18 protein-coding genes, 5 tRNA genes and 1 other RNA gene are annotated in these 19409 nt (G+C 40.3%); 8 read left to right on the top strand and 16 right to left on the bottom strand.

What is annotated here, in order from left to right; translation table 11 throughout:
- Positions 1-3: 3 nt before the first annotated feature.
- From JG735_RS00735 to JG735_RS00710, 6 genes are all read right to left on the bottom strand, one after another.
- Entirely contained in the window at positions 4-222 is a 219-nt protein-coding gene (locus JG735_RS00735) for a hypothetical protein (protein WP_201334963.1), read from the bottom strand.
- Between the two features lie 9 nt (positions 223-231).
- Positions 232-585, bottom strand: a complete 354-nt coding sequence (locus JG735_RS00730; RefSeq protein WP_201334962.1) for a NifB/NifX family molybdenum-iron cluster-binding protein — start codon at positions 583-585, stop codon at positions 232-234.
- A gap of 39 nt (positions 586-624) precedes the next feature.
- Positions 625-2058, bottom strand: coding sequence for a cytochrome c oxidase accessory protein CcoG (gene ccoG, locus JG735_RS00725; RefSeq protein ID WP_201334961.1), 1434 nt, complete (start codon positions 2056-2058; stop codon positions 625-627).
- 2 nt (positions 2059-2060) lie between these two features.
- A complete protein-coding gene (locus tag JG735_RS00720; protein ID WP_201334960.1) occupies positions 2061-2684 on the bottom strand; it encodes a recombinase family protein in 624 nt (207 codons plus the stop codon).
- Positions 2685-2866: 182 nt separating this feature from the next.
- Positions 2867-3886 (bottom strand): aldo/keto reductase, encoded by a 1020-nt coding sequence (locus JG735_RS00715; RefSeq protein ID WP_201334959.1) that lies wholly within the window; start codon positions 3884-3886, stop codon positions 2867-2869.
- A gap of 55 nt (positions 3887-3941) precedes the next feature.
- Positions 3942-4967 carry a cytochrome-c peroxidase gene (locus JG735_RS00710; RefSeq protein WP_201334958.1) on the bottom strand — a complete coding sequence of 342 codons (1026 nt, stop codon included), beginning with the start codon at positions 4965-4967 and terminating at the stop codon, positions 3942-3944.
- 286 nt (positions 4968-5253) lie between these two features.
- Here JG735_RS00710 and JG735_RS00705 point away from each other — a divergent pair, with 286 nt between their 5' ends.
- Together JG735_RS00705 and rpsU are read left to right on the top strand one after the other, a co-directional pair.
- Positions 5254-5460 (top strand): hypothetical protein, encoded by a 207-nt coding sequence (locus JG735_RS00705; protein WP_201334957.1) that lies wholly within the window; start codon positions 5254-5256, stop codon positions 5458-5460.
- A gap of 51 nt (positions 5461-5511) precedes the next feature.
- Positions 5512-5724 carry a 30S ribosomal protein S21 gene (rpsU, locus tag JG735_RS00700; protein WP_011979679.1) on the top strand — a complete coding sequence of 71 codons (213 nt, stop codon included), beginning with the start codon at positions 5512-5514 and terminating at the stop codon, positions 5722-5724.
- 22 nt (positions 5725-5746) lie between these two features.
- Here rpsU and JG735_RS00695 read toward each other — a convergent pair whose 3' ends face one another.
- The 3 genes from JG735_RS00695 to JG735_RS00685 all read right to left on the bottom strand — a co-directional run bounded on the left by JG735_RS00695 (position 5747) and on the right by JG735_RS00685 (position 13448).
- The gene (locus JG735_RS00695) at positions 5747-8911 is read right to left on the bottom strand and encodes an EAL domain-containing protein (RefSeq protein ID WP_201334956.1); all 3165 of its coding nucleotides are present in this window, start codon (positions 8909-8911) and stop codon (positions 5747-5749) included.
- A 94-nt stretch (positions 8912-9005) separates the two neighbouring features.
- The gene (locus tag JG735_RS00690; protein ID WP_201334955.1) at positions 9006-10874 is read right to left on the bottom strand and encodes a sensor domain-containing diguanylate cyclase; all 1869 of its coding nucleotides are present in this window, start codon (positions 10872-10874) and stop codon (positions 9006-9008) included.
- 228 nt (positions 10875-11102) lie between these two features.
- Positions 11103-13448 (bottom strand): cytochrome C, encoded by a 2346-nt coding sequence (locus JG735_RS00685; protein WP_201334954.1) that lies wholly within the window; start codon positions 13446-13448, stop codon positions 11103-11105.
- A 78-nt stretch (positions 13449-13526) separates the two neighbouring features.
- On the opposite strand from JG735_RS00685, the gene JG735_RS00680 reads away from it, so the two are divergent.
- Genes JG735_RS00680 through JG735_RS00655 form a run of 6 tightly spaced genes read left to right on the top strand, consistent with a single transcriptional unit; the run spans position 13527 to position 17769 of the window.
- Entirely contained in the window at positions 13527-14159 is a 633-nt protein-coding gene (locus JG735_RS00680) for a class I SAM-dependent methyltransferase (protein WP_201334953.1), read from the top strand.
- The gene (locus tag JG735_RS00675; protein ID WP_201334952.1) at positions 14159-14812 is read left to right on the top strand and encodes a class I SAM-dependent methyltransferase; all 654 of its coding nucleotides are present in this window, start codon (positions 14159-14161) and stop codon (positions 14810-14812) included. Before JG735_RS00680 ends, JG735_RS00675 begins: the two co-directional genes overlap by 1 nt.
- Positions 14803-15279, top strand: a complete 477-nt coding sequence (locus JG735_RS00670) for a hypothetical protein (RefSeq protein ID WP_201334951.1) — start codon at positions 14803-14805, stop codon at positions 15277-15279. Before JG735_RS00675 ends, JG735_RS00670 begins: the two co-directional genes overlap by 10 nt.
- Positions 15257-16423, top strand: coding sequence for a formate-dependent phosphoribosylglycinamide formyltransferase (gene purT / locus JG735_RS00665; protein ID WP_201334950.1), 1167 nt, complete (start codon positions 15257-15259; stop codon positions 16421-16423). The genes JG735_RS00670 and purT overlap by 23 nt, the downstream gene beginning before the upstream one ends.
- 14 nt (positions 16424-16437) lie before the next feature.
- Entirely contained in the window at positions 16438-16839 is a 402-nt protein-coding gene (locus tag JG735_RS00660) for a secondary thiamine-phosphate synthase enzyme YjbQ (RefSeq protein ID WP_370583460.1), read from the top strand.
- Positions 16840-17769 (top strand): D-2-hydroxyacid dehydrogenase, encoded by a 930-nt coding sequence (locus tag JG735_RS00655; protein ID WP_201334948.1) that lies wholly within the window; start codon positions 16840-16842, stop codon positions 17767-17769.
- Here the strand turns inward: JG735_RS00655 and JG735_RS00650 are convergent.
- The 7 genes from JG735_RS00650 to JG735_RS00620 form a co-directional block, all read right to left on the bottom strand.
- Positions 17759-18580 (bottom strand): metallophosphoesterase, encoded by an 822-nt coding sequence (locus JG735_RS00650; protein ID WP_201334947.1) that lies wholly within the window; start codon positions 18578-18580, stop codon positions 17759-17761. The two genes, JG735_RS00655 and JG735_RS00650, sit on opposite strands and share 11 nt — an antisense overlap.
- Positions 18581-18615: 35 nt before the next feature.
- Positions 18616-18713, bottom strand: an RNA gene (gene ffs / locus JG735_RS00645) — signal recognition particle sRNA small type.
- A 39-nt stretch (positions 18714-18752) separates the two neighbouring features.
- Positions 18753-18843, bottom strand: a tRNA-Ser gene (locus JG735_RS00640).
- Positions 18844-18889: 46 nt separating this feature from the next.
- Positions 18890-18981 (bottom strand) — tRNA-Ser (locus tag JG735_RS00635).
- Positions 18982-18995: 14 nt separating this feature from the next.
- Positions 18996-19070: transfer RNA gene (locus tag JG735_RS00630), tRNA-Cys, on the bottom strand.
- Between the two features lie 12 nt (positions 19071-19082).
- A tRNA-Leu gene (locus JG735_RS00625) sits at positions 19083-19170 on the bottom strand.
- A gap of 155 nt (positions 19171-19325) precedes the next feature.
- Positions 19326-19401, bottom strand: a tRNA-Gly gene (locus JG735_RS00620).
- Between the last annotated feature and the right edge of the window lie 8 nt (positions 19402-19409).

Raw genomic sequence — 19409 nt, 5'->3', positions numbered from 1 at the left:
CTCCTAATAGTGCATGATTTTCTGCTCTTGAGGAACATTGATCTCTTTTTCACCGACATCTTTAAAGTAGTACTTCGCCATCGCATAGAAAACGCCAAGAACAAGCCCTGTAATAATCACCCAAAATATCGCTTTTCTCTTCTCTTCTGGCGCTTTTTTGCCGTAATCATCCAGTTTTTGTAGTGTTGGCTCACCAAATTCATTAAATCCCTCTTTGCCCATTCCCTCTCCTCAATGCTTATGGCGTGCAAATTTATCTATTGTATCAAATGTGATTTTTTCACACCCTTTTTGATCAAAACATCGCATAGCCTCTTCAATGGTTATTCGACCATCTCCTGGATAGTACACATCAACGTCCATTTTCTGCAGCAGTGTAAAAGGCTTAAGTCCTATATGTTGCGTGATCACCACATCTACTCCCTCATCCAACAGCCATTGGACAACCTGTATCCCCCCATCATAAGGGTTTTGTGTAATGGTGACATTTCCATTTTCAATAAATGCGAACCATTTTGCATGGCCAAATAACGGCGAAATCGCTGAATCTTTTTTGTTCATTTTTACCGGTATTGCTACTTTCATCCACCCCTCCTATGTAGCAGCAACAGGGGAGAATATCCCCTATTTTTTCAGATGATTTTGATAGATATCCCAACGCGGGAAGACAAAGATGGTGTTTCTGTACACTACAATCTTTTTCGGATCATCCACCGCATAGGCTTTGATCTTGATTGGTATTGGTGTATCTTTTTTGCTGTTTTTGACCAGCACTTTGTCTGTATACAGTACTACCACTTTTTTCACTTTTTTACCTGGAATGACGGTAAATGGTTTTTTTGGCCGTTCTATCTTGATATCTTTATTGTTTACGATTTCGAAATAGTATTTATGTTTTTGTCGCTCTGTATTTTGGAACAAGAAGACGTAGGTGTTTTTCACTCTTCCGTCTGGTTCTATTTTATAGAGCTGGCTTGTTCTGTTGATGTTTAAGAGCATATGCTCTTTTTTGCTTCCCATCCAAAAGAGCGCCACGAATGCGATGGTGAGCATCACGATGTATGCGATAATTCGAAATCGAAAGACGCGTGTAGGTTTACCGCTTTCCAGTGCGTAGTAGCTTGTCCAGCGGACCAGGCTCTCTTTTCCTAGGGCCCCCATCACTTTTGTACAGGCGTCTGCGCACTCAAGGCAGTTGATGCATTCTAGCTGCATCCCTTTTCGTATATCGATATGGGTCGGGCACACTTTGACGCAGGATTCACACAAGGTACACTCTGCGTTTTCGCTTTGGGCTTTGAGCTCTTTTTTGTTATGGACGATCAGGTTGCCATGTTCATCGTAGATGCGTCCGCCCCGTTTATAGTCATACACTGTCTGGAAGGTATCTTCATCGTATAAAACGGACTGTACTCTTGCGTATGGACAGATGTAGATACAGAAGTTCTCTTTGATAAAGACCACATCTGCAATCAAGAACAGAGCGATCCCTACCCAAAATCCCATCAAGATCGTATGGTTGGCCGGATCTTGGATATATTTTATGAAATCTTCTGGTGGAACGAAGTACCACAGAAAATCTGCCGCTGCGATGAAAGCAAGAACGGACCAGATGAGAATCGCTATTGCTTTTTTCACTTTATTTTCCGGTTTACTCATATCCGGTTCGATCTGTTTATTGCTGATCCGTTTTCTCAAGTGCAGCAGTTTTGTCTCAATCAAATCTCTATAGATCACTCGAAAAATAGTCTGTGGACAGCTCCATCCGCACCATACTCGACCGCCAAGGGTCGTGATGAAAAATATCCCGAAAAACAAAATCCAGAGCAAAAACGGCATCAGGTACAGCTCTTGCATATCGAACCGTACGAAAAACAGATGCAGTTGCATATGATCGAAGTTTAATAGAAAAAAGTGGTTGCCGTTGATTCGTATCCAGGGCAGCACCAAGCTTACGATTGTCACAATCGCAAACATTATATACCGCTTATATCGATATGGTACCCAGTTCTTGAGGTACTCTTTGGCCTTGTTGGGTTTTGCTGTTGCAGTTGCCATAGTTATCCTTTATTGTTGATTTCACATGAAATATGAGGGAGTTTAAGACTTGAGATTTCTCCCTGAACAATTTTGTCAAGTTCACGACTTGTTATATAGTCTCGAATGGAACTTCTGCTAGCTCCTATCTTTTTAGCGATTTGACTCACACTATATCCCTCCTTAAGCATCATGATGATTGTGTCTCTGAATGCATCGAATTTGGATTTTGAAAGACTTCCTTTCGGCCGTCCTTTATGCATCGGTTCGTTTCTGTTCTCCTGGCGCAGCTGATTTAAAAGAGAAACAACGACGTATGCAGGAGTCTCTTTTTGAATTCTAACAGCATATTTCGTAACAATGAGTTGCAAATTGTGATTAAAAATACAGTTGAGAAACTGAACCACTTCTCCAACTCTTTGGCTAATAACCCGGAGATCATAAATAAAGAGACGATCCCCTGCAGTTAATGAATGAATGAACTCCTTAAGCTCTTTTCTTTCATCGAGTTTTTTGGAAGTAGGTGCACTTTCTGTATATGTAACAGCTTCCTTTATATTATGGCTATGAAGATACTCTTGTATCGATTTTTCCTGTATCGCGATTGAATACTTCTCAATATGAGAACGCATATAGATATAGTCCATTGTGCACCATTTTGTTTTTTTATATTTATTATTACGTGCAATTATAGATTTATTGGCGGAAAAAGTCAAGTGTTTTGACTAATTTTTTCGTCATTTTGTTCATCTGCATATAGATCTTTGGTATAACGTATATTGTCCAAGACTAATTTGTGTTAGATTATTTTAATGTTCTTGGGATGCTGCTACCCCATAGGATAGCAGTACTTTTTTTGCAAAGAAGTCAACTCTTTGAGGATTTCACGGGAAAGTTTTACTTCCATTGCAGCTAGACTCGCATCGAGTTGTTCAAGCTTTCTTGCACCAATGATGGTAGAAGCTACAAAATCGAAATGTTTGCAATAGGCAACGGCTAAAGTCACCGGATGAATATCATGTTTTTTCGCAATTTCGAGATATTCGGCCGTAAAGCCAAGGGTTTTATCATTAAAAAATCTTTTTGCATGCTCTCGCACACGTTTGACAGGATGCTTGCGATAGAGTGAAAATCTGGCATCTTCAGGGATAAACTTTTGGTTGTATTTCCCGCTTAAAATGCCACCACCTATAGGTGAATATGGCAATAGACTCACTTTTTCCCTTCTGCAAACCGTCTCAAGTTCATCGAAGAATCTGGGATTGAGCAGACTAAAATTGTTCTGAATCGATTCAAACCGTGCAAGCCCCTCGTACTTGGCTACCATGTTTGCTTTCGTAAGACCATAAACAGTATCGTTAGAAGTCCCAATGTATCGTACTTTTCCCTCTTGTACCAGCTCATCAAAAGCTCGCATTGTCTCTTCTATTGGCACTACCGTATCTGGCCAATGCATCTGATACAGATCGATATAATCGGTTTGGAGCCTTTGTAATGATCCTTCAATTGCCCTTTTTATATGAAAGCGATCCATTGCAGTGAGACCGTGGCGAATCGGCGGCACAAACCATCCACTGGCAGCTCCCGCTACTTTTGTAGCTAATATGATGGAATCCCTTGGCTTTGTTTTAAGCCACTCTCCTACTATTTTTTCTGTCTGACCAGCCCATTTGCTATCTGGCGGCACGGGATAAAGCTCTGCCGTATCATAAAAGTTGATTCCAAAATCGTAGGCTTTATCTAAAATTTTGAAAGCTTCCTCTTTTGATGTCGTGGAACCAAAGGTCATCGTTCCAAGACAGATAGAGGTAACCCTCAGACCAGATTGTCCAATATAGCGGTATTCCATGTGGTTCCTTTTTGCTTTATTGTAGCAAAAAGGTTACGGGGCAAAAGCCCCAAGATTAGTTCAGATCAGGTTTTGGAGTTGATGGAGTGCTGTTTGGAAGCATTGGAAGGCGCACATATGGTTTTTTACCAGTAAGTGCTTTGAAAAATGTGGCAATTGAGTCAATCTGTTTTTTAGTAAGTTTTTTACCTAGCTGAGTTTCTCCCATAATCGCAATCGCTTCTTTGATATCATAGGTTGTACCATTATGAAAATATGGAGCAGTTTCAAGAATATTTCTTAGTGTTGGCACTTTCACCATTCCATTCTTATCGCCTTTGAAATCACCTATATTCGCATATTTATATTTTCCAACTGCCGGGAATGGTGCCATGCCGCCACCAAGTCCTACACCGTTATGACAACTTGCACATCCTACTTCGATAAATGTTTTAAGACCCTCTTTTTCAGCCTTGCTCAAAGCTTTTTCATCGCCACTCAGATATGCATCGAATCTGCTTGGAGTTATGAGCGTTCGTTCAAATGCTCCGATCGCTTTTCCGATAGTTTTGATTGTAATCTCTTCTCCAGGATAGACTTTTGCAAACGCTTTTTTATATTCTGGAATGCTTTTGACAACTTTCACTGCCAATTCTTTTGGCATATTCATCTCTACGTCTGCTTGAATCGGACCAGTCGCTTGATCTTCTAGATCCGGACTTCTACCATCCCAAAACTGTTTTTGGTTAAAAACAGCATTATAGACTGTCGGAGAGTTGAGATGGTGTGGATTGTGTCGCCATTTGTGTCCAGTTGCCACCGGTACATTGTCATCTCCGCCAGTAGAAAGGTTATGACATGTATTACAGCTGATAAGGCCGCTTCGAGAAAGGCGTGGATCGAAATAGAGCTTTTTACCAAGCTCAACTTTTGCCTTTGTGATAGGGTTTTTCGGATTATCGATCAACTTGAAAAGTTTACTCACCTCTTGAGGAATCGGCTGAAGTCCTGCTTGTTTCGCTTTCTCGATAAGAGCATCTTTTGCAAATGCACTTGCACCAATCAACGCAGTTGCCAAAACGATACTTTTTGCTACTTTCATAGCACCTCCTTAAATGTTTTCAAAATTATATCGCTAATAACATTAAATTTTTATTAATAATTTTTTTCCTGTTAAATAAGGGTTCTATTGGGTTATAATTTTTATCCTTAGTGAGGGTTCCTAATGAAAAAGCTGACTGACCCACAAATCGGCTATCTTAAAACCTATCATTCTAAAAAGATAATACTCTTTGGTTTACGTGCGAAAGGTTATGCTACGAAATATTCTGATGTCACTCTTGATTTATCCCCCGACTTTCAAGCAAAAAGAAAACTCAAAGAGTCAATTGACAAATCGAGTTTTTTCACCAAGAAACTGTATAAAAGCAGCCTTCAAAGCACATTTCATTGATAATGAGATTATACTCGATATGTTAGAAGTAGCAATCTTAATTTACACATCTATGATCAACAAAAAAGCAAAGATCTTTGAAAGAATCAAAAAAGTATATATATTCTATCTCCAAAAGATTGATTTGAAAAAGCAGTTATAGTTTTATGCTATAATAACGGCCAATTTCAAACCGAAAGGGGGTGATGTCAGTATGCCTGGCATCCTCGTAAGACCTGATCAGTCGTTTGAGGAAGCGTACCGCCTTTTCAAAAAGCAAGTTGATAGAAACTTGATCGTCACGGAAGCTCGTGCTCGTAGATTTTACGAAAAGCCAACCGAAAGACGAAAAAAAGAGAAGATTGCGGCACGCAAAAAAATGCTCAAACGACTCTATATGCTCAGACGATACGAATCTCGTCTGTGATATTTCGGCCTCTGGGCCGAAACTATGTAAAATATTTTTCAACTACTTCATCTTCCGGCATTGGTTTTGCAAAATAGAACCCTTGAATATAATCTACACCAAAATCTCGTAAAAGCTCATACTGCTCTTTCGTTTCAACCCCTTCTGCAATCGTTTTCATATGAAGTGCCTTGGCGATAGAAATAATCCCTTGTACAACCGCTTTTGCCCGAAAACTGTGAACCATTTTTCGTACAAAGCTTATATCAATCTTCAAAACATCAACTTCCAGCTCTTCGAGGTAAGATAAAGATGAATAGCCGGTTCCAAAATCATCCACGCAAATCTCTACTGTCTCGGACATTTTCAATGATTCAATCAACTTTTTGGTAAATCGAATATCTTTCATAAAAAGCCGCTCTGTTATCTCTACTTTCAACGGCTTTTTCAGCATTTTTGTATACTGTTTTACTTTGATAGGAAAATCAGGATTTTGAAACGTTCTTGCCGAGATATTGATGCTGATGGGGAGATTCCATTGATTGATTTTTTCCGCCACTTCCTGCAATGCCCAGGACTCAAACTCTTTGAGATAAGAGGACTCTTCAAGATAGTCTACAAAATCGTTTGGATAATGGATATTGCCTTGTGCATCCTTAATCCGAATAAGTGCCTCAAATCCTGCCAATTTTTGTGTCTTCGCTTCAAAATAGGGCTGATAATGGAAAAGAAACTCTTTGTTTTCTATGGCTTGAGCCAAAAGCTGTTGCACTTGAAGGGAGTAACGAACTCCTTTTTCAATATCTGGATTGAAAAAGAGAATATTTTGATGCTCCAGTTTTGCTTTTTTTAATGCCAAAAAAGCATTTTCATACAGTTCGGAAAAACTTTTTGCATCACTCGGATATAGAGCTATCCCTCCGTGAACAGCAAGTTTGATTACATTCTCTTCTATCCGAAACGACTGTCTAAATATAGTTTCCAATTCAAATTTAATGACGAAAAGCTGTTTTTCTTGATGAATATTTGAGAAAAAAAGGCTAAACTCGTCTCCTCCGGTTTTTGCAATGATTGTATCTTTGCCGAAATGGACAAGCAACATGGTTGCTATTCGTCTTAGAATCTCATCAACTCTACTAACACCATAAATCTTATTGAAATAGGAAAACCTATCGATATCGATAACCGCTAAAGCACCATATTCATCTTGCTCAGTCTGTTCTAGAAGCTCTTCTACTTTGAATTTGAATCCATTAAAATTATAGAGGTCTGTAATGACATCATGGTACCGTATATGCTCAAGCTCCCTCGAAAGCTCTTTCTCTTTTGTTACATCCCGCCCAAGAGCAATAAAACGCTTCAATGCACCAGGAAGTAGGATAGGTACTATTTTTTGATCAAGATAAAAAAGTTTTCCTCCTTTTGCCCGATTGACAAAAATGGCTTTAAACTCTTTCCCAGCAGCAATACAAGACCATAGTTGCTTATAAAAATTTGCCGACTGGTACCCAGAGTTGAATATACTGGGTTTTTTACCCAAAATCTCCTCTTTTGTGTATCCAGACACTTTCACAACAAACTCGTTGACATAGATGATCTTTCCTTTTTCATCTGTTACAAGAACCCACTCATCCGATTTTTCAAGAGCGTTTCTTAGCATATAGCTTTGTTGGATATGTTCTATTTTTTCTAAAGCAAATCCAAGATCATGTTCAAGTTCTTCCAGTAATGTTTTATTCTCTTCACTGAAAAAATATGGCTGTGTCGCATAAAGATTCAGTACAGCCACCACTTCACCCGATTTTTTGATAGGAATGGCAGCTGAAGAGTAAAAATCGTATCGCAACATGGATTCACGCCACGGCTTCATTGCCTGATTTTGCAATGTGTTCTCATTGATATGTATCGTTCCATCTTTAAAAGCAGTCCCTGTTGGTCCTTTACTTAATGGAACTTTTTCATCAAAAGTGATCTGGATCTCCTCAAGATAGGAGATATTCCCGCATGCATATTTTCTTTTAAAAATCTTGCTCTTTTTATCAGGAACAGCAATCCATGCCAATGCAATATCCAATTCATGAGTGACCGTTTGACAAATGGTTTCAAACAGTTCCCCCTCACTCATTAAACTTGTAATTGCCCTATTAATGTTTCTCAAAGCTTTGTACAATCGCTGATAACGAACTTCTCTTGTAACGTCGATTAAAAAAACGATTCCTGAAAATTCGTCTTGATAAGTTATTGTGTTCGAAAAAGAGATGGCATATCGAAAAGAACCTGATTTGGTCCGAATTTTCAGATCAAAATAGTTCTGTACAAATTGTTCCCCTCTCAGGCGCTTTTGAATAGCATTTTCTATGGCATCTTTATACTTATCTGCTACAAAATCGGATACACTGCTATTTTGAAGTTCTTCAAGGGTGTATCCCAAAAGATTTTGGATATAGCGGTTTGCATAGATAATATATTCTTGGTAGACAATAACGCCGATAAATGGGATGTTGTAAATCGCTTTGGAAAGATCGAACAGCTCTCTAATGCGCAATAGAGGTTTTATCGGAAATGTGGAACGATAGCTTTCAAGAAACTCTTGATCGGATACCTTCTGAAAACCCAACTCTTCAATCTGCTCCAATGCATCACCTGCTATATCAGCAACTTCCTCCAAAGCCATAAAAAAGTGTGAAAATGTCGTAGGAAAATAGCGATAAACCGGAATCTTCTCTTTATCTTCAATGGAATCGTATATATCTTGATAAATAATCCCAAAATCGGCCTCACCTCGTCTCACTTTTTCGTAAATCTCCCGCTGTGAATGAACATACACAACTTTTGCTCTAAGGAGATCCACCTCTTCAAAATGGAGAATCGGCAAAATATGAGTCTCTAAATAGACCAAAACCAAAAGAACTTCATCATCTGTTTTGCCACCTTTATCGCCTATGATGACAAAACAATCTTGCTCCTCATTTCGTTTTCCTATAGGTCGATATCCTTGCTTATAGAGTTTATAGGCTATGATTGGATTGGCATAATAGATATCAAATCGCTCTTTTTTGATACGCTGCCGCTCTTCAATGTAGTTTTCAAAAGTTACCAATTCTACTGTTTGATGAAGTATAGATGCCAATTTTTTGCTTATTTTTTTCCAACACTCTTTTGCTGATTGTAACTCGGTATCGTGAGGACAGACAGCGAATCTCAGCATTACTTACCTTTTTTCTGTACTTGTGTGATTGTAACAGCTTTTGTAGCGCAAGATAAAAAAAGATAAAAACAGATAACTATATTTGCACAAAATATTACAGATCTTCACTGGATACTACCATGTTTCGGCCATTTTCCTTGGCACGATACAGACACTTGTCACACCGTATAAATATAGAATCATATGTATCTTTGGACTCTACCTGGGTCACACCTATACTGACTGTTACATTGTATTGAGCAAGTTTCATCTGATCTTCAATCATTGTTCGCAGTTTGTGGGCCACCTGCTTCGCTGCAGCAAGATCAGTTTCAGGGAGCAACGCCACAAACTCCTCGCCGCCGATTCGAAAAACTATATCAGAAACTCTGAGCGTGTTTCGCATAATTTTTGCAACTTCTTGTAAAACTTTGTCCCCTTCTTTATGTCCATAGGTATCGTTGATTTTTTTAAAATGATCTATATCGATACAAAGTATCGAAAACACGGTTTGATATCGCTCAAAAAGACTCATGAGCTCTTCCAGTTTCATCTGATATGCATTCCGGTTCGGCAAACCCGTCAATGCATCTGTCTGTGCAGCTTTAATTAAATTTTGCTCCCGCAAATATACAGCAGTATAATCCTCAGAGGTAATCAAAAACTTTTCTTGATTCGGTAAAAAGATAATGGAACTTTTGAGAATTTTAACCCGCCCATTTTTAGCGATAAACTCGGCAATGAAATTTTCTATCTTTTCTTGTTCAATTACTTTTCTTAATATCGCTTTCATACGCTCTTGGAATCTGGAAGCCACAAAATCGGTATATTTTTTCCCAAGCATCTCTTTTTTTGCATAACCCAATATCTCCGTCATTTTTTTATTGACCTGCAGAATATCTTTCGTATACATATCGATAATAGCAAACCCGGCTTGCGCAAATTCAAAAAGTGCCTGAAATTCCTTTTTCTGCATTGCAAGTTGTTTATTGATCTTCGTTTGTTTTTTATGCAAGGCTTCAATCTGTTCCAAGGAAGCAAAATGTGTATGAAAAATTCTGGCCAGAAGCCAAGCAATCACAATAGTCAGAACAAAAACGAAAATCAAGACAATCAAAATCTGTTTGGCAAACAGTTTTTCCTGCTTCGTTAAATAACTTCTTTTGAGTTTGAACAACATGTACAAGGAGTCGTTCAGGTCGGTATCAAGCCGAGCGGTCACAAAACTGTCGGTTGTATATATCTTATGATGTATGATATTCTCATAATCATCAGGATATTGGGTAAAAAGCGTGTAGGCTATGTTGTTGTATCGTGCCCAGTTATATTTAGAGTTATAATGAAAAAGTGGATAGCCTTCTTTATCAAATAGCACAATGTCATACAGCGGCATATCAAGCAGTCGTTTCAAAAAAGACTGTATTGAGATATCCGCACTCAATAATCCTTTAAGCACTCCTTTCCTATACAGTGGTAGCGAAGCTGTAATAAAAGGTACCGTTGTATTTGTTTCATCTTTTTTTACAAAAATTGAGGAAAAAATAACCTTTTTATGTAATTGGTTTGATGGATTTGCAATTTTTTTACCTTTTTGTTTAAAACAGACATAGCGATTTGTGTTTTTTTTAACTCCAATGACAACACCAGACGTTGGAATCGTCAGCTTTATAAGAAATATTTGAGGATTAGCCCGCATTATTGTTACAAAAAGATCCTCAAGTTTTGGATCGATCCTTTTTTTGCTGAGCGTGTTCATGAGAATATGAGATTGACTAAGCGCCTTTAACAGATCTGCTTGTTGATCCAAAAAAGCATGAAATACCTTTTCTCGTTCATTTGCTTTTTGAATCGCATTCTCCAAAGCAGCCGTCTGTACATTTTTTATAAGGGATCTATTTTCGATAAAAACAAAAAGCAGCATGATAACGACTGCAAAAATGAGAAGAAGGGAGAAAATTTTCCATTGTATAGTATTTCGGCTCATAATATATCTTTTCAAGCTATCTATAACCAGTATAAAGAAAAAATCTACAAAAGTTTCTTAAAGATAAATCACTCACCTGCTTTTTTCTTCTATTTTTGCAATTCAACAAGCCGAAAATATAATTGAATTGCATTATCCAGCAAAAAACACATTATCGTTTATCAAACCAAGACTCTATATACTGCAGCCAAGGTACACTGTTCGTGGGTTGTAATTTGAATTGTCAGCTCATACCCTTCTTTTCCTTCGGATAATCCAATACAATACTCCTATTACAACAAAAACTCCTCCCAAAATCTGTACCCATGCACTAAGCAGCAGACTTTTATGCAAGATAGTTTTATGCATCGAGTTATTAATCTTGACATTTGCCATCTGCGCCACATGCACCATCAAACTCACTGCCAAATCCTTATTCGGTATCATTGTATGACAGCTCATACACACACCTCTTCGATCAAGTTTTTCGAGCTCTTCATGATTGAGTGCGCGCGAAAGCGTCCAATGGTGTCCAACCGTTACAAGCTGCGTTGCATTTTCATCGATGATACGACTCCAATCGAAGCTCAGTCCTTCGACTTTTGGTTTTTGGATGGTCACCTTTTTTGGTATCACTTTCCCATCGGCTGTCATCAGATCGATAATAAGTGTATCACCCGGACTTGCTACAAGTTTGCCACCTCCAATACCATACCCCATCGATTTGGGATTGTTATGACAGCTTTCACAACTTCTTGCCTCTTTTTGCACCGTATGTGAATGCACCGGTGCCATGTCGATAGCCAATACATCCTTGCTGTTATCGGTTCCGGTAAAGATATGGTTTTGCACTACCGCTTTGCCATCTTTCCCTATAACTGTCACTGTGGTCTGGCATCCCGGAATCGCAGGGGCGATGCGTCCCTCACCATTTTGTACCAAAATCGGATTTTCCCATCGAAGATAGCTTCTCGTCTCCGTTACCTGCCCATCGATCAAATGCTCTTTGAGCATTTTTCGTTTGGCTGCATCGCTCCCGTGGATATCATGGTCATGTGCTACAGCCAACCAATCTACATGCTTTTTACCTTTGCTATAGTCAACTTTCACATGACATCCATAACACTGCGGTGCCCAGGTATCGTGACAGGCATAGCACTCCATCTTCTCAAGGTGTTTGCCGATCTGTCCCATGGCGACTTCACCCGCTTGAGAGAGTTTATGCTCTTTTGCTAACTTTTTAAGAGGCATTAATTTCAAATCTTTTCCGCTTGCAAGATGGACAATCACCTCATCACCACTTTTAACAACATTTGGCAAAGGATTGCCCCTGGCACTGAGTAGATATCCATCTTTTGGAGCGTATAGTGTCCCTTTTTTCAGATATTCAGCCAAAGTTTTTGTCACCCCTCTTGGTTTACTGGAAAGTTTTCGTCCAAACTCATCCGAATACCCCAAAGGCAATTCCCACGGATAGCGCTTGACTGTGCCGTGACAATCTTGACACTCGATCTCTACAGGCCCCAGTGTGGATCCCGCAATCGCTCCGTCTCCATGTAAATCGATACTGGTATGACAATCTTGGCACAACATCCCCTTTTTATAATGCACATCCTCACTCATATGCAAATAGTGCTTTGTATGGAGTTTTGGCTGAGGATTGCCATGTTCATCAAAGGTTGGATTGTAGGCTGTCTCCATGAGCCCTTGATAGCTCACCCCTATTCGCTTACCTCTATTGTGACAGGTCGTACATGTCTCAACTGGAATACCGCTATAGGTAATGCCATGGATATGTACTTTCGCTTCTCGGCTTGCTTGAATCTGATGCGTCAATAGATGCCCAGGCTCATTTTTTGGTATCGCCCGATCACCTCCTTCGTAAAATCCATCGTTTGAATATGGAATATGGCAGCTGCTGCACCCCATTCCTCTAAAATCACCTCTTCTGCTTCTACCTTTGCTTGCCGTATGGCATCGCAAACACTCTTGCCTCAGGTACGTTATGGCCGCCAGTTTCGGATCTTTTGCAACTTCATCGGCAGTAGGTGCCGGAGGCAACTCAATCGTCTTTTTTACAAAAACTTGCGGCTCTTTTTGAGAAATTTGCTTCATATAGTTTTGATACGTTTTTGTGCCTATTCTTTTATGTAGATTTGTAAGATTGTAGTTTGCGTATTTATGCTCTCGTATATTCCATCCAAATCCCCACAATGCTCCTTGAATCTTTCCCTGTTCTGTATTCATTAAATTATTCATCTGTGCACTGACCTGCTCTTTGTGACACATTCCACAAGTGTTTTTATTGATCCATGCGCTTCCGGGATCTGGATAGAACTCTTTTGGACCCTCATGCTTCAAAAAGTACGCAATTGTACCACTGTGAGCTTTCTCTTTGGTCGTAGCTTTTGGATTGCCTCCATGGCAGACGATACAGCTGTTGTCGGCAAAACCCGCTTCTTTTGCCTTTTTGGCAATCGCCTTTGCCATGCCACTGTGAGGATCACGGATATTTTCTATTCCTGTATGACATTCCAGACAGTTGTTTGCCCATATAACCAAGCTAAAAAGAGAGATGATCAAGAGTTTTTTCATAAAAATTCCTTATATGTTTTTTCTATTATCCCTACTTTGAACTTAAAATCGTATAATATTCATAGAAAAGGAGCCAAAATGCCAAAAGAGCAGCTTTTTGATCAAAATTTCAACTATTACGACAGATGGTTTGATGAACACGATACGATTTATCAAACAGAGTTGAAAGCCATCAAAAAGATTCTGCCCTCTTTTCAAAAAGGAATCGAAATCGGTGTTGGCACCGGTCGCTTCGCAGCTCCTCTTGGCATCAAAAAAGGAGTTGAGCCCTCAAAAAAGATGGCCCAAATCGCAAAACAAAGAGGAGTTGAAGTTATCGAAGCATACGCAGAGCATCTTCCATTTGAAGATAAATCTTTCGATTTTGTTTTGATGGTGACAACAATCTGCTTTGTGGATGATATCGACAAGACCCTGCAAGAAGCCAAACGCATCCTCACCGACAATGGCTATCTCCTCATTGCTTTCGTCGATCGCGATTCAGAACTTGGTACAATGTATGAAAAGAACAAAGATAAAAGCCGTTTTTACAAAGAAGCAACATTTTTTAGCAAAAAAGAGATTTTCAGACTCCTCAAAAAACATGGATTTGTTTTGGAAAAATGTGCAGAAGCGCTTTTTGGATCCGATTTGGATCATTTGAGCTACGAGATATATGATGGATGCAAAAAGGGCGGAGCGTTTTTAGCTCTTTTAGCAAGGAAAAAGTGATGAATCTTACCCAAGAGATGAGCAAAGTCGAGGTCAAAGGGTTTGAGGCAAAATATTATGACAGACTTATGGATCTGATCACTTTGGGATACTATCCCTTTTTCATACGAAACGTGATCAAAGATCTTGGGCTGAAACCTGGACAAAAGATTCTCGATATGGGGTCAGGCACTGGCAGAAATGCTCTTTTGATGAGCGAGTATATATGCAAAAATGGAAAAATTGTCGGATTAGAGATTGGCAAAGAGATGCAAGAGCAGTTTCAAAAGAGAACCGCCTCCTATCCCAATATTCAACTTGAAAATTTGCGTATCGACGAACCGCTTCCCTATCGCAACCGGTTCGATATGGTTTTTATCTCTTTCGTACTCCACGGATTTATCCAGGAAAAAAGAGATATTATTATTCAAAATGCCTATAATGCATTAAAGCCGCAAGGAACCTTCGCAATCTTGGACTATGCAAATTTTAATGTGGACAAAGCTCCTTGGTATGTTCGATTTGCTATACGAAAAGTGGAGTGCCCTTTAGCCGAAGATTTTATCAAAAGAGATACAAAAAAGATGCTTGAAAATTTTGGATTTTGTGATTTTCAAGAGCATTTTTATTTTCAAGGATATGTGCGGCTTTTGAAGGCAAAAAGATGCAGATAAAAAACTACCTTCGGATATATCGCCGTTTTGACGAGATTGATAAAAAGATCATACAATCGATGAAAAAAATCAACCAAAACAGTTTTGTACGCCTCTGGGTCAGCCAGAAAGATTTTTTAAAACACCTCAAAAAAAGACTCAAAAGAGGTGATATTGCCAACCGCCGAGACTACTTCCAAAAAACGATTCAAACCCTTTGCAGACCCAATGTCATCTACTACCTCAAAGGGCGAAACCCCAATATGAGAGATAAAATCTTTTTTGTAAAAGATACATGGGTAGTGATATTTTTGGATGATGCAAAAATGATCACATCCTTTCCTTTGAAGATTTCATTGGATGATCTTTTGCAGGATAAAAAAAACAGGAACTATCTACAAATTCCTATACCTTCTTCAGAACATAATCCAAAAAAAGTTATAATTTGTCAAAAAAAGGGGTCCTATGCAGTTTCCAGCTCCACTTAAATCCAATTCCATAAAATTTCTGCTCCTTGGCAGTGGTGAACTTGGGAAAGAGGTTGCGATCGAAGCGCAGCGACTGGGAATAGAAGTTGTAGCGGTAGATAGATACCCGAACGCACCGGCTCATTTGGTAGCACACAGAAGCTATGTGATCGATATGAAAAGCAAAGAGCAGGTTTTGGAAGTAATTTTGAGAGAAAAACCTGACTATATCTTGCCAGAGATTGAAGCGATCAATATAGAAGCCCTTTTTGAAGCAGAAAAGAAAGGATTTCGTGTTATTCCCAATGCGGAAGCGGTCAACAAAACGATGAATCGGAAAAATATCCGAAAATTTGCCGCGGAAGAACTAGGCCTCAAAACAAGCCGATACCGGTTTGTCAAAAATTACGAAGAATTAAAGGAAGCGGCAAAAGAGCTTGGTTTTCCATGTGTTATTAAGCCAGTTATGAGTTCATCCGGGCACGGGCAAAGTATTGCTCGAAGTGAAACGGATCTACAAAATTCGTGGGAGATTGCAAAAGAGGCTCGAGGTGATGCAAGTGAACTGATTGTCGAAGAGTTTATCGATTTTGATTATGAGATTACCCTTTTGACAGCACGCAATGAAACGGGGACAGTTTTTTGTCCGCCTATCGGGCATATTCAAAAAGACGGGGACTACATCTTTAGCTGGCAACCGATGCAAATGAGTGAGACGGCACTGCAAAAAGCAAAAGAGATCGCCAAAACAATCACAGACGGACTTGGTGGACGCGGGATTTTTGGAGTAGAGCTTTTTATCAAAGGGGATGAGGTCTATTTTAGTGAAGTCTCGCCGCGTCCTCATGATACGGGAATGGTTACAATGATCACCCAAAGCCAGAGCGAATTTGCTTTGCATGTTCGAGCCGTTTTGGGTCTTGGGCTTGGATTTACCTTTTACACACCTGGAGCGAGTGCTGCTTATAAAGCAAAACATGAAAGTTTCACTCCTATTATCGAAGCGGATGAGTCTGTATTTGATCAAGAGAGCTTCTTGCGCGTTTTTGGAAAACCTGAGTCCCATGAAGGAAGACGTATGGCTGTTGTTTTGACATTGGCCGAAACTGCCGAAGAGGCTCTACAAAAAGCGAATGAACTGATTGCGAAAGTGAGTGACCAGTGAAAATTGTCCAAAAGATGATTACCTTGAAAGCAAGGCCGAGAGGTTTTCATCTTATTACCAATGAAATTACCGAAGCTTTGGAATTCGAAGATATACAAGCCGGTCTTTTACACCTTTTTTTGATGCACACCAGTGCAAGCCTCACCATCAACGAAAATGCCGATCCAAGTGTGCGAAGGGATTTTTTACAGTTCACCGATCGACTTGTCCCGGAAAACGAGCCCTACTACACCCACATTTTAGAAGGCAGTGAAGATATGCCAGCCCACATCAAAAGCAGCCTGTATGGCAATGCCTTGACAATTCCTATAACGAACGGGAAAATGATTTTAGGAACCTGGCAAGGAATCTACCTCTGCGAACACAGGGACTTTGCCGGAAACAGAAAAATTTACGCAACAATCATAGGAGAGTAGATGAGGATTGTCGTTTTGGACGCAGCGACCCTGGGTGAAGTGGATTTTTCTTTGCTGAAACGTTTCGGTGATGTTGATGTCTATCCTACCACAAACGAGGATGAGAAACTGCAAAGAATCAAAGATGCCGATATCATCGTAACCAATAAAGTGGTAATCGACAAAGAGGCGATGGATCATGCAGACAATCTCAAGCTTATCTGCATCGCTGCTACCGGGATGAACAATGTGGACCTTGAGTATGCTAAAAAAAAGAATATAGCAGTCAAAAATGTTGTAGGATATTCCACTGAAAGCGTTGTGCAGCACACTTTTGCCATGGCATTTTATTTGATTGAACATATGCGATATTATGATGAGTATGTCAAAAGCGGGCAATGGAGCAACTCTGGACTTTTTACCTGTATCGACAGGCCGTTTTTTGAGATTTTTGGCAAAAGATGGGGCATTATTGGATTAGGAGCTATTGGCAAACGTGTTGCTGAAGTAGCAAAAAGCTTTGGCTGCGATGTGGTCTATCACTCCACTAGCGGGAAAAATCTAGATCAACCCTATAAGCATCTTGATTTAAACACCCTTCTTTGCACAAGTGACATCATCTCTATCCATGCTCCACTCAATGAACACACAAAAGGCCTTATCAAAAAAGAGCAGCTTCAAAAACTGCAGGACAAGGCAGTGCTATTAAATCTTGGAAGAGGCGGCATCATCGATGAAGCAGATTTGGCTTACATCATTGATCAAAAAGAGATTTACGTAGGTCTTGATGTAACCCAAAAAGAGCCGTTACCGAAAGATTCGCCACTTTTGAAAGTCAAAAACAAAGACAGGCTTCTCATTACTCCCCATATCGCATGGACCAGTATCGAAGCAAGAGAGAGACTCTTTGCCTCGATTATAGAAAATATAGAAAATTTTCTCAGGTCGTAATCAGTTTTTGCGTGACGGTGCTGCCATCGATTTCGATATAGCGCATCGGATTTCTATACAGGGTCTGAGCCGCTTTGAAGGCTCTGGTAGCAATAACCTGGACATGGCCTATATGACTGACATTGTCAATATGTTTGTGCCCCGATAGGGTCAATATAAGATTTGGATATCTAAAAAGCTTTTCTTGTACTTCCTTTGTATTTTGCAGAACATATTTGTGAATATCTTTTGGATCTGTTCCACCCCAGTAGTTGAGATAGGGATGGTGATTGAGAATAATGGTGGGTTTTCCCAAATCGAGTGCTTTCTTGGCAAAAGCGATCGTCTCTTTCGTATAGATTCCAGCTCCACTATGTTCTATCGTACTATCCAATCCCAAGATGACATAGCCATTGTGCTGAACCATCCAGTCTCTACCAGAGACTTTCATCCCTTTTTGATCAAAAAAGAGTCGTGCAAATTCTTTCGCATCGATTTGATTATCCCCTTTTGGAGTCGACTCTTTATTGCCCCGTACGCAATAGTATGGAACCTTCAATCCATCCAAAATAGATTTGAAAACTTTCGCATCTTTGTCGCCTGAAGCGGTATTGTTAAAATTGTCTCCTCCAAACAGAACACAATCGATATGGGAAAACCTACTATTGACAACATCGACAAGATGCTCCATCGCTTTGACAGTATGGGGCATAGAAAGATCCATGTGGGAATCTGTAATATGTAAAAAGCGAAATGTTCTATTTTCTTGTGCTAAAAGGGGGATTGCAAATGGAAGTGTACATGTTGCCTTGAGGAAATCTCGTCTTTTCATGCAGTGCTCCGTTTTTGGAGCATTATACCAAAAGACTCCGCCCAGATACCCGCGGCACCCGGGCAATCGCGGTGCTCTGCTGCGTTCCCGCCCTGAAGCTTTGCCGCGAAAGCCCGTTGCACGGGTCTGAACGGAGCATTCAAAAGAGGATCCTCTTCTGAGTGCTCCATTCTGGCGGAGAGAGAGGGATTCGAACCCTCGAGGGGCTGTTAACCCCTACACGCGTTCCAGGCGTGCGCCTTCGACCGCTCGGCCATCTCCCCATACTCTTAGCACTCTAAAAGAACTTTTGGAGTACAAAAAGTATCGTGGCGGGGAGGGTGGGATTCGAACCCACGGTAGGCTCATCACCTACGCCGGTTTTCAAGACCGGTGCATTCAACCAGCTCTGCCACCTCCCCAGAGGTAGCGTATGTGGAGGCGCCACCCGGATTCGAACCGGGGATCAGAGCTTTGCAGGCTCCTGCCTTAGCCACTTGGCTATGGCGCCATATCCGGGCTGTGGTGCCCGAGGCCGGACTTGAACCGGCACGGAGAAAACCTCCGAGGGATTTTAAGTCCCTTGCGTCTACCAATTCCGCCACCCGGGCGAGAAAAAGCAAAATCTTTAGATTTTAGAAAGCAAACTGCTTTGCTTTCGGCTTTTTCGAGGCTGTTTTGATGTGCATATCTGCACCAAAACAGCAGGGTACCTTGCAATAAATTCATTTAGTATCGCTAAATGAATTTATGGTTATGGTTTCACTGGAGCGGGAGACGGGATTCGAACCCGCGACCCCCTCCTTGGCAAGGAGGTGCTCTAGCCTCTGAGCTACTCCCGCATAAATTT

The sequence above is a fragment of the Nitratiruptor sp. YY08-10 genome, from assembly GCF_016629565.1.
Taxonomy (GTDB): domain Bacteria; phylum Campylobacterota; class Campylobacteria; order Campylobacterales; family Nitratiruptoraceae; genus Nitratiruptor.
Note: the sequence above shows the minus strand (reverse complement) of the source record. Positions and strands in the feature narration are given on the sequence as shown.